General features: G+C 62.5%; 10 protein-coding genes and 1 pseudogene. 2 read left to right on the top strand and 9 right to left on the bottom strand.

What is annotated here, in order from left to right; genetic code table 11:
• Window positions 1–74: 74 nt before the first annotated feature.
• The 5 genes and pseudogenes from AB4O25_RS16240 to AB4O25_RS16260 form a co-directional block, all read right to left on the bottom strand.
• Window positions 75–3092 (bottom strand): sarcosine oxidase subunit alpha, encoded by a 3018-nt coding sequence (locus AB4O25_RS16240; RefSeq protein WP_017530748.1) that lies wholly within the window; start codon window positions 3090–3092, stop codon window positions 75–77.
• Window positions 3089–3391, bottom strand: coding sequence for a sarcosine oxidase subunit delta (locus AB4O25_RS16245; RefSeq protein WP_017530747.1), 303 nt, complete (start codon window positions 3389–3391; stop codon window positions 3089–3091). Before AB4O25_RS16245 ends, AB4O25_RS16240 begins: the two co-directional genes overlap by 4 nt.
• Window positions 3392–3406: 15 nt before the next feature.
• Window positions 3407–4657, bottom strand: coding sequence for a sarcosine oxidase subunit beta (locus AB4O25_RS16250; protein WP_010207084.1), 1251 nt, complete (start codon window positions 4655–4657; stop codon window positions 3407–3409).
• 22 nt (window positions 4658–4679) lie between these two features.
• Window positions 4680–5933 (bottom strand): serine hydroxymethyltransferase, encoded by a 1254-nt coding sequence (glyA, locus tag AB4O25_RS16255; RefSeq protein WP_065879357.1) that lies wholly within the window; start codon window positions 5931–5933, stop codon window positions 4680–4682.
• A 170-nt stretch (window positions 5934–6103) separates the two neighbouring features.
• Window positions 6104–6830, bottom strand: a pseudogene (locus AB4O25_RS16260) (TraX family protein).
• A 90-nt stretch (window positions 6831–6920) separates the two neighbouring features.
• Between AB4O25_RS16260 and AB4O25_RS16265 the strand changes: the two are divergent.
• Entirely contained in the window at window positions 6921–7961 is a 1041-nt protein-coding gene (locus tag AB4O25_RS16265; RefSeq protein WP_116078216.1) for a threonine aldolase family protein, read from the top strand.
• A gap of 70 nt (window positions 7962–8031) precedes the next feature.
• Here AB4O25_RS16265 and gbcB read toward each other — a convergent pair whose 3' ends face one another.
• A complete protein-coding gene (gbcB, locus tag AB4O25_RS16270; RefSeq protein WP_017530743.1) occupies window positions 8032–9132 on the bottom strand; it encodes a glycine-betaine demethylase subunit GbcB in 1101 nt (366 codons plus the stop codon).
• A gap of 284 nt (window positions 9133–9416) precedes the next feature.
• On the opposite strand from gbcB, the gene gbcA reads away from it, so the two are divergent.
• Window positions 9417–10712: a glycine-betaine demethylase subunit GbcA gene (gbcA, locus tag AB4O25_RS16275; protein ID WP_017530742.1), complete on the top strand. Its 1296-nt coding sequence runs from the start codon at window positions 9417–9419 to the stop codon at window positions 10710–10712.
• A gap of 673 nt (window positions 10713–11385) precedes the next feature.
• On the opposite strand, the gene etfB is transcribed toward gbcA, so the two are convergent.
• The 3 genes from etfB to dgcB are packed head-to-tail and all read right to left on the bottom strand — an operon-like array spanning window position 11386 to window position 15332.
• Window positions 11386–12156, bottom strand: a complete 771-nt coding sequence (etfB, locus tag AB4O25_RS16280; protein WP_017530741.1) for an electron transfer flavoprotein subunit beta — start codon at window positions 12154–12156, stop codon at window positions 11386–11388.
• A gap of 15 nt (window positions 12157–12171) precedes the next feature.
• Window positions 12172–13392, bottom strand: coding sequence for an electron transfer flavoprotein subunit alpha (gene etfA / locus AB4O25_RS16285; RefSeq protein WP_017530740.1), 1221 nt, complete (start codon window positions 13390–13392; stop codon window positions 12172–12174).
• The gene (gene dgcB, locus AB4O25_RS16290; RefSeq protein WP_017530739.1) at window positions 13392–15332 is read right to left on the bottom strand and encodes a dimethylglycine demethylation protein DgcB; all 1941 of its coding nucleotides are present in this window, start codon (window positions 15330–15332) and stop codon (window positions 13392–13394) included. Before dgcB ends, etfA begins: the two co-directional genes overlap by 1 nt.
• Window positions 15333–15453 lie beyond the last annotated feature (121 nt).

Consider the following 15453-nt stretch of genomic DNA (forward strand, 5'->3'; position numbering starts at 1 on the left):
CACCTGTTTTGAATTCTGTTTTGAGGCTGATGGCCTCATCGGGAGCAAGCCCCCGATGCAGGCAACTCGGTCTATCAGATGTTCTGGCGATCGCCTTTCGGGTCAAAGAACACCGAAGACACAATCTCCGCCTCGATCACGCTGCCATCCGCCTGGGGCGAGAACACCCGCTCACCGATGCGCTTCAAGCCGCCCTTGACCACACCCATGGCAAACGAGTAGCCCAGGGAGTTATGCGCATAGCTTGAGGTAACGTGACCCACCATCTTCATCGGGATCGTCTGCTTCGGATCGAACACCAACTGCGCGCCTTCCGGCAGCCACACGTTCGGGTCGATCGGCTTGAGCCCCACCAACTGCTTACGCTCTTCGCGCACGCAGTCTTCACGGTTCATCCCGCGCCAGCCGATCCACGAGAACGGCTTGGTACGGCCTACGCACCAGCCCATGTTCAGGTCGTCCGGGGTCATCGAGCCGTCGGTGTCCTGGCCGACGATGATGAAGCCCTTCTCGGCCCGCAGCACGTGCATGGTTTCGGTGCCGTACGGGGTCAGGTTGTATTTCTTGCCGGCCTCGACGATTTTTTCCAGCACGCCCATGGCGTAGTCGGCCTGCACGTTCACTTCATACGACAGCTCACCGGTAAACGAGATACGGAACACCCGTGCCGGTACACCGCCCACCAGGCCTTCCTTCCAGGTCATGAACGGGAAGCCGTCCTTGTCCAGGTCGATATCAGTCACTTCACTGAGCAGCTTGCGGCTGTTGGGGCCGGACAACGTCATGGTGGCCCAGTGATCGGTGACCGAGGTGAAGTACACCTTCAGGTCCGGCCATTCGGTCTGTTGGTAGATTTCCAGCCACTGCAGAACGCGCGCCGCGCCGCCGGTGGTGGTGGTCATCAGGAAGTGGTTATCGGCCAGGCAGGCGGTCACACCGTCGTCGAAGACCATGCCGTCTTCCTTGCACATCAGGCCGTAGCGCGCCTTGCCCACATCGAGCTTGGTCCAGGCGTTGGTGTAGATGCGGTTGAGGAACTCGCGGGCATCCGGGCCTTGAATGTCGATCTTGCCGAGGGTGGACGCGTCCAGCAGGCCGACGCTGTCGCGCACCGCCAGGCATTCGCGTTTCACGGCGGCGTGCAGGTCTTCACCGTTACGTGGGAAGTACCACGGGCGTTTCCACTGGCCGACGTCTTCAAACTCGGCGCCGTTCTTCACGTGCCAGGCTTGCAGCGCGGTGTAGCGCACCGGTTCGAAGATGTGCCCACAGTGACGGCCCGCCACCGCGCCGAAGGTTACCGGCGTGTAGTTGGGACGGAACATGGTGGTGCCCATCTGCGGGATGGTCACGTTCAGCGAACGTGCAGCAATCGCCAGGCCGTTGACGTTACCCAACTTGCCCTGGTCGGTGCCGAAGCCCAACGCGGTGTAGCGTTTGACGTGCTCGACCGACTCGAAACCTTCGCGGGTCGCCAGTTCGATGGCGGCCGCGGTGACGTCGTTTTGCAGGTCGACGAATTGCTTGGGCGCACGTGCGGTCGGCTTGTCGTGCGGCACCTGGTAAATCGCCAGGGTCGGCTCTTCCAGCCGGCTCAGGGCCTTTGGCAGGGTCCCTTCGACCGGGGCAAAACCGGCTTCGCTGGCGGCGCGCACGCCGCCTTCAAAACCGTCGGCCAGGGAATCGCCGAGGCCGTAGACGCCATTGATGCCGCCCACGCACACGCGTTTTTGCGGGGCTTCACCGGGTACAAAGCCGAGGATGTCTTCACGCCAGGTCGGCTTGCCACCCAAGTGCGAAGCCAAGTGGACCACCGGGCTGTAGCCGCCGGAGCTGGCGACCAGGTCGCAGTCCAGCCACTCGCCGGGGCTGGTGACTTTGTGTGCCTTGACGTCAATCGCGGCGACACGCGCAGCGCTCACACGCTTGGTGCCACGAGCCTCGACCACAGCGCTGCCGGTGAGGATCCGAATGCCTTTGGCGCGGGCTTCTTCCACCAGCGCGCCGCGTGGGTTGTGGCGCACATCCGCCACCGCCACCACCTGCAGGCCGGCATCCAGCCAGTCCAGCGCAACGCGGTAGGCGTGGTCGTTGTTGGTCGACAGCACCAGTTTTTTACCCGGCGCCACGCCATAGCGACGCACGTAGGTGGAAACCGCGCCGGCCAGCATGTTGCCCGGCACGTCGTTGTTGCCGTACACCAGCGGACGCTCGCACGCACCGGTGGCCAGCACCACACGCTTGGCACGTACACGGTGGATACGCTGACGCACTACGCCGATCGGCGCGCGATCACCGAGGTGGTCGGTGAGGCGCTCGTGAATGGTCAGGAAGTTATGGTCGTGGTAGCCGTTGACGGTGGCGCGGGGCAACAGCACCACGTCCGGCAGGGCTTTGAGTTCAGCGATAACGCTGGCTACCCACTCGGTGGCCGGTTTGCCATCGAGGCTTTCGCGAGAATCGAGCAAGGAACCGCCGAACTCTTCCTGCTCATCGGCGATGATCACACGGGCACCGCTGCGTGCAGCCGCCAGTGCAGCCGCCAAACCCGCAGGGCCTGCGCCCACGACCAGCACGTCGCAGTGACGGTTGAAGTTATCGTAGGTGTCCGGGTCGTTCTCGGTGGGCGAACGGCCCAGGCCCGCCGCCTTGCGGATGTACTTCTCGTAAGTCATCCAGAACGATTGCGGGTACATAAAGGTTTTGTAGTAGAAACCCGGCGGCATCAGCTTGCCGCCGACCTTGCCGAGAATCCCCATCATGTCGTTGTTGACGCTCGGCCAGCCGTTGGTGCTGGTGGCGACGAGGCCCTGGTACAGCGCCTGTTGCGTGGCGCGCACGTTAGGGATTTGCGTGGCTTCGGTGGCGCCGATCTGCAGCACCGCGTTCGGCTCCTCGGCGCCGGCGGCGAAGATACCGCGTGGGCGCGAGTACTTGAAGCTGCGGCCGATGATGTCGACGCCGTTGGCCAGCAGGGCTGCGGCCAGGGTGTCGCCTTCAAAGCCTTTGTAGCTCTGGCCGTTGAAGCTGAAGGTCAGGACTTTATTACGGTCGATCCGGCCACCGTTGGACAGGCGATTGATCTGGCTCATACCTTCTCTCCAGAGGCCTTGGCGGTGAACTGAGGCTTCTCACCGATCTTGTAGGTTTCAAGAATTTCGTAGGTCAGGGTGTCGCGGGTGGCGTTGAAATACTGACGGCAGCCGGCGGCGTGAATCCACAGCTCGTGGTGCAGGCCACGCGGGTTATCGCGAAAGAACATGTAGTCGCCCCACTGCTCGTCGGTGCAGGCATTCGGGTCCAGCGGGCGCGGGATGTGCGCTTGGCCGGCGGCGTGGAATTCCTCTTCGGAGCGCAGTTCGCCACAGTGAGGACAGAAGATATGCAACATAGGGGATTTCTCCTGTTAGTGGGCGACGGCCGCAGCGCCGTGTTCGTCGATCAGCGCACCGTTGTGGAAACGGTCGATGGAAAAAGGTGCGGCCAATGGGTGCATTTCACCCTTGGCCAGGCTGGCGGCAAACACGTTGCCTGAGCCTGGGGTGGCCTTGAAGCCACCGGTGCCCCAACCGCAGTTGAAGAACATGTTCGGCACCGGGGTCTTGGAGATGATCGGGCAGGCGTCCGGCGTGGTGTCGACGATGCCGCCCCACTGGCGGTTCATGCGCACCCGCGACAGCACCGGGAACATCTCGACGATAGCCTGGATGGTGTGCTCGATCACCGGGTACGAACCACGCTGGCCGTAGCCGTTGTAGCCGTCGATACCGGCGCCGATCACCAGGTCGCCCTTGTCGGACTGGCTGATGTAACCGTGCACGGCGTTGGACATGATCACGCTGTCGATGATCGGCTTGATCGGCTCCGACACCAACGCTTGCAGCGGGTGGGATTCGATCGGCAGGCGAAAGCCCGCCAGCGAGGCCATGTGCCCGGAGTTACCGGCGGTCACCACGCCGACGCGCTTGGCGCCGATAAAACCCTTGTTGGTTTCCACACCGATGCACACGCCGTTTTCCTTACGGAACCCGATCACTTCGGTCTGCTGGATCAAGTCCACGCCGAGCGCGTCAGCGGCGCGGGCAAAGCCCCAGGCCACGGCATCGTGACGGGCCACGCCGCCGCGCCGTTGCACGGTGGCGCCGAGCACCGGGTAGCGGGTGTTCTTGGAGCAGTCCAGGTACGGGATCTCGTCGGCCACTTGCTTGGCGTTGAGCAGTTCGCCGTCCACGCCGTTGAGGCGGTTGGCGCTCACCCGGCGTTCGGAATCGCGGATGTCCTGCAAGGTGTGGCACAGGTTGTACACGCCACGCTGGGAGAACATCACGTTGTAGTTGAGGTCCTGGGACAGGCCTTCCCACAGTTTCATCGCGTGTTCGTACAGGTGCGCCGACTCATCCCACAGGTAGTTGGAGCGCACGATGGTGGTGTTGCGCGCGGTGTTGCCGCCGCCCAACCAGCCTTTTTCGACCACGGCCACGTTGGTGATGCCGTGCTCTTTGGCCAGGTAGTACGCGGTCGCCAGACCATGCCCGCCACCGCCGACGATGACCACGTCGTAGACCTTTTTCGGGGTCGGCGTGCGCCACATCTTCTGCCAGTTTTCGTGATGGCTGAGGGAGTGCTTGAAGAGGCCGAAGCCCGAGTAGCGTTGCATAGTCATTACTCCAAAACCGCGCTCAGCGATAAACCGGGAAATCAGCGCACAGGGCAGACACGTGCTTGGCCACGTTGGCCTCGACATCGGCGTCGCCGAGGTTGTCGAGGATGTCGCAGATCCAGCCGGCCAGTTCGATGCACTGCGGCACTTTGAAACCACGCGTGGTCACCGCCGGGGTACCGATACGCAGGCCCGAGGTCACGAACGGCGACTGCGGGTCATTCGGCACCGCGTTCTTGTTGACGGTGATGTGAGCGCGACCGAGGGCGGCGTCCGCCTCTTTGCCGGTCAAGCCCTGACGGATCAGGCTGACCAGGAACAGGTGGTTATCGGTGCCGCCGGACACTACATCGTAGCCGCGTTTGATAAACACGCTCGCCATGGCCTGGGCATTGTCGATCACTTGTTGCTGGTAGGCCTTGAAGCCTGGCTCCAGCGCTTCCTTGAAGCACACGGCCTTGCCGGCGATGACGTGCATCAGCGGGCCGCCCTGGGCGCCGGGGAATACGGCGGCGTTGAGTTTCTTTTCAATCGCTTCGTTGGCCTTGGCCAAAATCAGGCCGCCCCGTGGACCGCGCAGGGTCTTGTGGGTGGTGGTGGTGACCACGTCGGCGTACGGCAGCGGGTTCGGGTACAGGCCGGCGGCGACCAGGCCGGCGACGTGGGCCATGTCCACGAACAGCAACGCGCCTACTTTGTCGGCGATGGCGCGAAAGCGTGGGAAGTCCAGGGTCTTGGAGTAGGCGGAGAAACCGGCCACGATCATTTTCGGCTGGCACTCGACGGCCAGGCGCTCGACTTCGTCGTAGTCGATCAGGCCGGTATCGGTGTTGATGCCGTATTGCACCGCGTTGTACAGCTTGCCCGAGGACGACACTTTGGCGCCGTGGGTCAGGTGACCGCCGTGGGCCAGGCTCATGCCCAGGATGGTGTCGCCGGCATTGATCAGCGCCAGGTACACGGCGCTGTTGGCGGACGAACCGGAGTGCGGCTGCACGTTGGCGTAATCGGCGCCGAACAGCTGCTTGGCGCGTTCGATGGCCAGGGCCTCGACCTTGTCCACGTGCTCACAGCCGCCGTAGTAGCGCTTGCCCGGGTAGCCTTCGGCGTATTTGTTGGTGAGGCCGCTGCCTTGCGCTTCCATCACACGCTTGCTGGTGTAGTTCTCTGACGCGATCAGCTCGATATGATCTTCCTGACGCTGCTCCTCGGCGTTCATCGCCGCCAGCAGTGCATCGTCATAACCCTGGATCTGGTCTTTCTTGCTGAACATCGCGTCTCTCCCAGCCTTTCGTATTGTTGAGGCCCGTGCAGGGCCCTTTGATGCGATGGTAGGGCTGGCGCAGGCAGGTCAAATGCCTACGGACGCCACGCAAAGGTGCGTTTACGACATTCCCTCTGCGACGCAGAACAAATGTGGAACAGGCCGTGTGTGGGAGGGGGTCAGGCGATGATCTGGCGGGCGAGCAGCAGCAGGAGGAAATGCAGTGGATAAGCGGCATACGCCCAGCGGCGCATGGGCGGTGGCGCGACATGTTTGGCGTGTCGCAATAAGACCAAACCCACCCATGGCGCGATCAGGCATGCGACCAACCCCAACAGCGCCACCGGCGTGCCGCTATTGAGCAGGGTTTGCCATTGGTTGGCGGCCACGCACACCAGGCCCGGTAGCAGGCAGAAATACCAAGGGCGGGTGAACACCAGCAGCATGGCCAACGGCAGCAATACACCAAATAAACCGAACATCAACTGCGCGCTGAACACACCCGCAAGCAACAGCGCAATCAGCGCCAACCCCCGACCAACAGGCGCTTTCTGCTGCCATCCTCTGGCAACCAGCAAACCCAGCGCCAGAGTCGGCAGCACATTCAACGTATCGGCATCCTCGATAAACAACCGGTATGGCACTTCGCTGAGCGCACTGAACAACAGCAACCAGCCCAGGTAGCGCCAGTGCGCGGCCACGGGCGTATTTCGCACCCGCTGCACATTAGCCGCAATCGCCAGGCAGAACCACGGGAACGCCAGGCGCCCCGGCACATACAAGCCATCGAGGCTCAAACCGACATAACGCAGGTGGTCCAGCACCATGCACACCAGCGCCAGCCACTTGAGCAGATCCAGCGCCGTCGCGGACACGTCCGACAGGCATCGTTGCAGTAGCGTGCATAATTCCCCACTGACTTTGCATTTACAGCGCGTGCGCACCCCAGCCAATGTTGGTTAAAGTGCGCACCAATATCGACCACAGGAATGGGCCATGACTGACAAGAGCCAACAATTCGCCAGCGACAACTATTCGGGCATCTGCCCGGAAGCCTGGGCCGCCATGGAACAAGCCAACCACGGCCATCAACGCGCCTATGGCGATGATGAGTGGACCCACCGCGCCGCCGACGGTTTCCGCAACCTGTTCGAAACCGACTGCGAAGTGTTCTTCGCCTTCAACGGCACCGCCGCCAACTCGCTGGCGCTGTCATCCTTGTGCCAGAGCTACCATAGCGTGATTTGCTCGGAAACCGCCCACGTCGAAACCGACGAATGCGGCGCGCCGGAGTTTTTCTCCAACGGCTCCAAGCTGCTCACCGCGCGCACCGAAAACGGCAAGCTGACCCCGGAGTCGATCCGCGAGATCGCCCTCAAGCGCCAGGACATCCACTACCCCAAGCCGCGCGTCGTCACGCTGACCCAGGCCACCGAAGTCGGCAGCGTCTACACCCCGGAAGAAATCCGCGCCATCAGCGCCACCTGCAAAGAACTGGGCCTGAACCTGCACATGGACGGCGCGCGTTTTTCCAACGCCTGCGCGTTCCTCGGCTGCTCACCGGCCGATCTGACCTGGAAAGCCGGGGTAGACGTGCTGTGTTTTGGCGGCACCAAGAACGGCATGGCCGTGGGCGAGGCGATTCTGTTCTTCAACCACACGCTGGCCGAAGACTTCGATTACCGCTGCAAACAAGCCGGCCAGCTCGCCTCGAAAATGCGCTTTTTGTCGGCCCCATGGGTGGGCCTGCTGGAAAACGACGCCTGGCTCAAACACGCCCGCCACGCCAACCACTGCGCGCAATTGCTCAGTAGCCTGGTGACGGATATTCCCGGTGTGGAGCTGATGTTCCCGGTGCAGGCCAACGGCGTGTTCCTGCAACTCTCGGAACCAGCGATTGCCGCGCTGACGGCCAAGGGCTGGCGCTTCTATACCTTCATCGGTAAAGGCGGCGCGCGGTTCATGTGTGCGTGGGACACCGACGAAGAACGCGTGCGGGAACTGGCGGCGGACATTCGCGAAGTCATGGGCGCCTGACCCTCACGGATGAACGCAAATCAACCTGTGGGAAGGGCTTGCCCCCTCCCACATTGGGCGGTACTCGCTGTTAGAACTCGATACGCACGTCGCCCTTCGGCACGCTGCAGCACGACAGGATGTACCCCTCGGCCTCGTCTTCCTCGGTGATCCCGCCGTTGTGCTCCATCTCCACTTCCCCGCCCAGTTTCATCACCTTGCAGGTGCCGCAGATGCCCATGCCGCAGGCCTTGGGGATCATCAACCCGAGCTTGGCCGCCGCCGCATGCACGGTTTCGCCCGGTGCTACGCGGATGCTCTTGCCCGACGCAATGAACTCCACCTGATGCAGGTCCGCCAGGTCGACTTCCGGCGCATCCGCCGCTTGTTCGGCTTGCTCCACCGCATCGGCCCGCGCTTCCGGTGGCGTGGCGCCGAAGGATTCCTCGTGATAGCGCGCCATATCGAAACCGGCGGCTTCCAACAGGCGCTTGACTGCGCTCATGTAAGGCGTCGGACCGCAGCAGAACACTTCGCGCTCCAGGAAGTCCGGCACCATCAGTTCGAGCATCTTGTGGTTCAGGTAACCGCGATAACCGGCCCAGGGTTCACCCAGGCCGTGCTTTTCACAGATCAGGTGCAGGCTGAAGTTGTCGATCCGCGAGGCCATATGCTCCAGCTCGCGATGGTAGATGATGTCTTTGGGCGAGCGGGCGCTGTGCACAAACGTCATGTCGACGTTGGCGTTGGTGTCGTAGAACCAACGCGCCATGGACATCACCGGGGTGATACCCACGCCGCCGCTGAGGTACAACACTTTCGGACTTGGGAAGTCGATGGCGTTGAACAGCCCGACCGGGCCGTGTACCGCCAGCTCCTGGCCTTCGTGCAGCGTGTCGTGCAGCCAGTTGGAAACCCTGCCGCCGGGTACGCGCTTGATGGTCACCGAGAAGCTGTAAGGCACCGAAGGCGAGCTGGAAATGGTGTACGAGCGCATGATCGGCTGGCCTTCGATCTCAAGCTCCAGGGTGACGAATTGCCCCGGCTTGAAAAAGAACAGGATCGGCTGGTCGGCCATAAAGCAAAAGGTGCGCACGTCCCAGGTTTCCTGGATGACTTTGACGCAACGGACGATGTGCCGACCATTGGCCCAGGTCTGGGTGGTTACCGGATTCAGGAAGCTGTTGGACATGCTGATTCTCCACTGCCGATGTTCGGCTTTATGGTGGCGATTCTGCGTAACGCGAGAACCACCCATTTACCTATCTGCGACATTCACATACTTATCGCGACCAGCCCCCAACTACCGGGGCTTGCGCGTCGGGATCAGATTGGGCCATGTCGCCCATGGATAAGGTTCGAGGCAACCGCAGGCCCACACTCGCTGCCAACGACAACGCTTTCTTTACGCCTTGCATTGCAACAACCGTAGCCACTATTCGCCGGCCACACAGAATGGCCATGAGGACATACACGATGGACGTCACCGCAACCTTAAGCTTGGGCGATCCGCTGGAACCCGCACGCAAGGCCACCGCGCAGATGCTGCAAGAGCGCGAGCGCACCTTTTCGCTGCCGCAGCCGTTTTACTCTGATGAGCGGCTGTTTGATATCGACATGCAGGAGATCTTCCAGAAAGAGTGGCTGATCGCTGGCATGACCTGCGAGATCCCCACCAAGGGCAACTACCTGACCCTGCAAGTGGGCAAGAACCCGATCATCGTGATCCGTGGCGCCGACGGCGTGGTGCATGCGTTTCACAACGTGTGCCGCCACCGTGGCTCGCGCCTGTGCACCAGCGACAAGGGCAAGGTCGCCAAGCTCGTTTGCCACTACCACCAGTGGACCTACGAACTGGACGGCCGCCTGTTGTTCGCCGGCACCGAGATGGGCGCCGACTTCGACATGAAGCAATACGGCCTTAAACCGGTGAACGTGAAGACCGCCGGCGGCTACATCTTCATCAGCCTGGCCGAGAACCCGCCGGCCATCGATGACTTCCTGTCGACACTGAACCATTACATGGAACCGTACGACATGGAGAACACCAAGGTGGCCATTCAAACCACCTTGTTCGAGAAAGCCAACTGGAAACTGGTGCTGGAAAACAACCGCGAGTGCTACCACTGCAATGCCTCGCACCCGGAATTGCTGAAAACCCTGCTGGAATGGGATGACGTCACCGACCCACGCGCCGACCAGGCGTTCAAGGACCACGTCGCCGCCTCCGCCGCCGCCTGGGATGCCGAAAAAATCCCTTACGCCCACGCCAGCTTCGGCCTGCGTAACCGCATCGTGCGCATGCCGCTGCTCAAAGGCACCGTGTCGATGACCCTGGACGGCAAACAAGGCTGCGCCAAGCTCATGGGCCGCATCAAGAACCCGGACCTGGGCTCGATGCGCATCCTGCACCTGCCGCACTCGTGGAACCACTGCATGGGCGATCACATCATTGTGTTCACCGTGTGGCCGATCAGCGCCCAGGAAACCATGGTCACCACCAAGTGGATCGTCCACAAGGACGCCGTCGAAGGCGTGGACTATGACGTGGAGCGCATGCGCCAGGTGTGGGACGCCACCAACGACCAGGACCGTCGCCTGGCCGAAGAGAACCAGCGCGGCATCAACTCCACCGCCTACCAGCCTGGCCCGTACTCCAAGACCTATGAGTTCGGCGTGGTGAACTTTGTGGACTGGTACAGCGAACGCATGCTGAGCAACCTGGGTGCGGCGCCCGCGCCTTACCTCAAAGGCATAGCCGCCCACGAGTGAGGCCGCGACTGTCGGGGCTCTGGCTGTACAAAAACAGCCAAAGCCCTGACAACCCTGTGTAACCCTGGCCTGCAGCCGTTACCCAACAACTTATCCACAGAGCCACCCACAGCAATTGTGGGCAACTGCTTCCTGCGCAAAAATTAACTGAAGAAAATCCGTGACTTATTCAAGTTTCAGGGTTTCCAGTGCGCCTGATCACTTATTGATCAATTGCTTGTAACCCACGAATAACGTGGGTCACAGCGGTGCGCGAACACCTTATCCACAGAAGCACCAACAGACTTTGGGGGCAACTTCGGCGGCATTGTGGAAAACCCGCTGGAAGCGTCATAAACCGAGGCTTTGCGGACCATCAAACGGTTAAAACTGCTTATTTGATCAAAATATGATCAAAGCTCTGCAAGCCTTTGTTTATAAGGGCTGCACGCGACAGCAAACATCTTATCCACAGAAGCGCCAACAGACTTTGGGGGCAAGTCTGCGCCGTGCGCTGGAGAAAAACCCATGAAAAACCGTGAGTTAGCCTGGTTATTTTTTGTACGGGGGGCTGGAGCGCTTGATTCATATAGGCTGTGGGCAGCCGCGAACAGGTTATCCACAGGCGGATCAACAGGCATTGTGGGTAAACTCCACAACCCTGTGGGAGAGGGCTTGCCCCTCCCACGGTGGATCAGCGGACGACGCCCTCTTCTATGAGCAGCTTGAGAATGGCTTGCGCGCCCTCTTCGGGGCTCAGCCCCTTGAGCACCTGCCCACCGCCGCCGCTGGCCTTGGCCGTGGCGGCTTTCATACGGTCGGCACCGCTCTTGGCCTTGATCACCTTGAGGCGCTTGGGCCGAGGCTTGGCCGGTTGCAGCACCGCGCCTGTGAATAACTCGTCTTCTTCAACTTCAACTTCATGGGCCGCCAGCTCACCGCGTTGCGCCGGGCCGTACGCGCTTTGCCGGGGCTTGGGCGCCGCGTTATCCACCGTCGCCAAAAACGGCAAACGTACCTTCAAGCGCCGCCGCTGACCGCGCGGCAAGGCCTGCAGCACGTGGGCTACGCCACCTTCGATCGACTCGACCTGAGCCAGCCCCACAATCAACGGCCAGCCCAATTGCTCGGCCAGCAGGAACGGCAGCATGCCCGAGCCTTCGCCGGTTTCCGCCTGGCTGCCGGTGAGCACCACCTGCGCACCAGCCTCGCGTAAATAGTCGCTGAGCACCGGCAATGCGTCAGCACCGGCCGGTTGTTCGAGTACATGCAGGTGTGGCAGCCCCATGCCCAGGTAGCTGCGCAACGTGGGTTCGGCGATGTTGCCGGCGTGCAGCACCTGCAACTTATCCCCAGCCATCTGCAGGCCCAATTCCACGGCACGCGCATCTTGCTCCGCGCGCCGTGGGCGACCCGAGGTGGGGTGGGCACCGATGGACACCAGGCTGATTACATTGGTCGTCATGGCCATATCCTTTGCTTAAGCCGCATCGCGCTTGGCGCCGTTGCGGTAGGCCTCGACCGCATCGATCAAGGCTTGCAGTATCGCGGCGCTTTCGCCGATCACCGACAGGTCGGCACGCTTGATCATGTCGCAACCGGGGTCGAGGTTGATCGCCACCACCTTGTCGCAGGCACCAATGCCTTGCAGGTGCTGGATCGCCCCGGAAATCCCCACGGCCACATACACCCGCGCCGTCACCCAGGTGCCACTGGCGCCCACCTGCCGGTCACGCGCCATAAAGCCATCGTCCACCGCGACCCGCGAGGCGCCTTCGGTGGCGCCGAGCGCGGCGGCGGTCTGGTGGAACAGTGCCCAGTCCTTCACGCCATTGCCGCCGGAAAAAATGAATTCCGCCTCGGCCATTGGGATCGCCGCCGGGTCCACCGCCACCGCGCCGAGGTCTTCGATACGCGGCAGGCTGCGGGCCAGGGTTGTGGATAACTCCACGGGCAGTACTTCGTGGCGGGTTTCGCTGACCGGATCGGCGCATTCCACGGCAGCCAGGATCAAGCGCGGTAATGGCCGCGCCACGTCTTGCTGGCCCGCACCGGCGCGGCCGATGCACTCCTCGCCCTTGATCTGCCACACCCGTGTGGCTGGGCGTTCCTTGAGGCTGGCGGCAAAACGCCGACCCAACTCGCCCCCGCCGCTACGGCTGTCGGGCAACAGCCAGTGGCGCGGGTTGAACTGGTTATCCACAGCGCGCAGACCCTGCACGCGTTGCTCCGGTGAATAACCTTCGAATTCGTGACCTTCGAGCACCAGCAGGCGGTCGACGCCGGCGGTGGCGAACGCGCTTTCCTTGTGCTCACCAAACACCACCGCCAACACCGCGCCGTCGTCACCGGCCAGTTGCCGCGCCAGGCCCAGCAGGTCGCGGTCGTGACTGCTCAGGCGGCCGCCGACCATGTCCGGCACTACGTTGATGTAGAACGCAGGCGCCGGCACCTGATGCAGCGGCAATTGCACCTCTACCGCAGCGCTGCGCTTGGCCGCGCCGCCCTGCTGGGCGCCGCTGCGGTCGATACGCTTGATGCCGTTGGGGCCGATAAAACCCACGCCATGCACGTTTTTGCGGACAACGCCGTTAGGCCCCATCCAGCTGTGTTGCGCCGGCTGCATCGCCGCGTGCAGCGGGTGCAGACGGTTACGGGCGATCCATTCGGCACGGGGGTCGCGGCGGATAATGTCGCTCATCAGTGCACCTCCGCTGGTTCACGTTTAGGCGCTTTCGCCGGTGTGGGTTCTTCAAGCAAGGCGTCGGCCACCAGTTCGGCAATGTCTTTGATCAATGGGCGGGGTTCGACCACACCTTCAAGCATCGCGGTGCATTGCGGGCAACCCACGGCCACCAGTTCGGCGCCGGTTTCGCGGATGTCTTCCATGCGCATGTCCGGGATCCGTTGCTTGCCGGGAATGTCGGTGATCGGCGCGCCGCCGCCACCGCCGCAGCAACGCGAACGGAAGCCCGAGCGCTGCATTTCCTTGACCTCAATGCCCAACGCACGCAGCACTTGGCGCGGCGCCTCGTACTCACCGTTGTAACGGCCCAGGTAGCACGGGTCGTGGTAAGTCACGCTGTTGCCTTTGTGCTGGCCCAGGTTCAGCGCGCCGTCGCCGATCAGCTCGGCCATGAAGGTGCTGTGATGCTGCACGAGGTAGTTGCCGTTGAAGGCGCCGTATTCGTTTTTCAGCACATGGAAACTGTGCGGGTCGCAGGTGACGATGCGTTTGAAGCTGTATTTGGCCAGGGTCTGGATATTGCGCGAAGCCAGCAATTGGAAGGTCGCTTCATCGCCCAGGCGTCGCGCCACGTCGCCGCTGTCGCGTTCTTCCAGGCCGAGTACGGCGAAGTCGACCTTGGCCGCCTTCAGTACCTTGACGAAAGCGCGCAGGGTGCGCTGGTTGCGCATGTCGAAGGCACCGTCACCGACCCAGAACAGCACGTCGCAACTGCCTTTGTCGCTGAGCAACGGCAGGTTCAAATCCGCCGCCCAGTTCAGGCGACCGCCCGGCGCGAAACCGCCGGGGTTGTCGGTGGCGATCAGGTTTTCGAGGACTTCGGCACCCTTGTTTGGCGTGGCGCCTTTTTCCAGGGTGAGATGGCGGCGCATGTCGACGATGGCGTCCACGTGCTCGATCATCATCGGGCACTCTTCCACGCAGGCGCGGCAGGTGGTGCACGACCACAGGGTCTCGGCGTCCACCAAACCATTGACGATCGGCTGGTGCGGGTTGCCGCCGTGCTCGCCGATCGGTTTGCCAGGGTACGGGCTGCCGGCGAACTTGGCATCGGTGCCACCGGCCAGGCCGACCACCATGTCCTGGATGAGTTTTTTCGGGTTCAGCGGCTGGCCGGCGGCAAACGCCGGGCACGCCGCTTCGCACTTGCCGCACTGCACGCAGGCATCAAAGCCGAGCAGTTGGTTCCAGGTGAAATCCTTGGGTTTTTCCACCCCCAGGGGCGCGGTTTTATCGCTCAGGTCCAGCGGCTTCAAACCGGTGGAACGGCCGCCGCCGAAGCGCTCGGCACGGCGGTGCCAGGCCAGGTGCAGGGCACCGGCGAAGGCGTGTTTCATCGGCCCGCCCCAGGTCATGCCGAAGAACATCTCGGACACGCCCCACAGCACGCCCACACCGAGCAGCGCCGCGAGCAACCAGCCGCCGAAGTCCGCCGGCAGAATCCCGGCCACCGGCAAGGTCACCAGGAAGAAGCTCACCGAGAACGCCAGCAGGCTTTTCGGCAGGCGCATCCAGGGGCCTTTGGACAGGCGCGCGGGTGGGTTGCGGCGGCGCAGGTACATGAAGATCGCGCCGACAAACATCAATGTCGACGCCAACAGCAGCGCGTAGCCAAGAATGCGACTTTGCAGGCCGAAACCGTGTACCAGGATCGCCAGCAGCGCCGACAGCACAAAACCCAACGCCGTAGCGACGTGGGTATTGGCGATGTATTTGTCGCGGGCGACCACGTGGTGCAGGTCGACCATATAGCGCTTGGGCATGGCCAGCAGGCCGCCCAGCAGGTCGACTTTGGAGGCGCGGCCACGGCGCCACATGTTCACGCGGCGCAGGGCGCCGAGGACGGCGAGGCCCAGGGCGGCAAACAGGAGAATAGGCAGCAAGGTGTTCAACATGGTGAAGCTCCCACAGACCACACAAAACTAATGTGGGAGGGGGCTTGCCCCCGATAGCGGTGGGTCAGCTACAGCTGTATCAACTGACACTCCGCCATCGGGGCAAGCCCCTCCCACATTT

This window comes from Pseudomonas sp. S3_A03 (assembly GCF_054668275.1).

Coding starts and splice junctions, on each gene's coding strand:
- AB4O25_RS16240 (WP_017530748.1), bottom strand. CDS start 3,092: ATGAGCCAGATCAATCGCCTGTCCAACGGTGGCCGGATCGACCGTAAT.
- AB4O25_RS16245 (WP_017530747.1), bottom strand. CDS start 3,391: ATGTTGCATATCTTCTGTCCTCACTGTGGCGAACTGCGCTCCGAAGAG.
- AB4O25_RS16250 (WP_010207084.1), bottom strand. CDS start 4,657: ATGCAACGCTACTCGGGCTTCGGCCTCTTCAAGCACTCCCTCAGCCAT.
- glyA (WP_065879357.1), bottom strand. CDS start 5,933: ATGTTCAGCAAGAAAGACCAGATCCAGGGTTATGACGATGCACTGCTG.
- AB4O25_RS16265 (WP_116078216.1), top strand. CDS start 6,921: ATGACTGACAAGAGCCAACAATTCGCCAGCGACAACTATTCGGGCATC.
- gbcB (WP_017530743.1), bottom strand. CDS start 9,132: ATGTCCAACAGCTTCCTGAATCCGGTAACCACCCAGACCTGGGCCAAT.
- gbcA (WP_017530742.1), top strand. CDS start 9,417: ATGGACGTCACCGCAACCTTAAGCTTGGGCGATCCGCTGGAACCCGCA.
- etfB (WP_017530741.1), bottom strand. CDS start 12,156: ATGACGACCAATGTAATCAGCCTGGTGTCCATCGGTGCCCACCCCACC.
- etfA (WP_017530740.1), bottom strand. CDS start 13,392: ATGAGCGACATTATCCGCCGCGACCCCCGTGCCGAATGGATCGCCCGT.
- dgcB (WP_017530739.1), bottom strand. CDS start 15,332: ATGTTGAACACCTTGCTGCCTATTCTCCTGTTTGCCGCCCTGGGCCTC.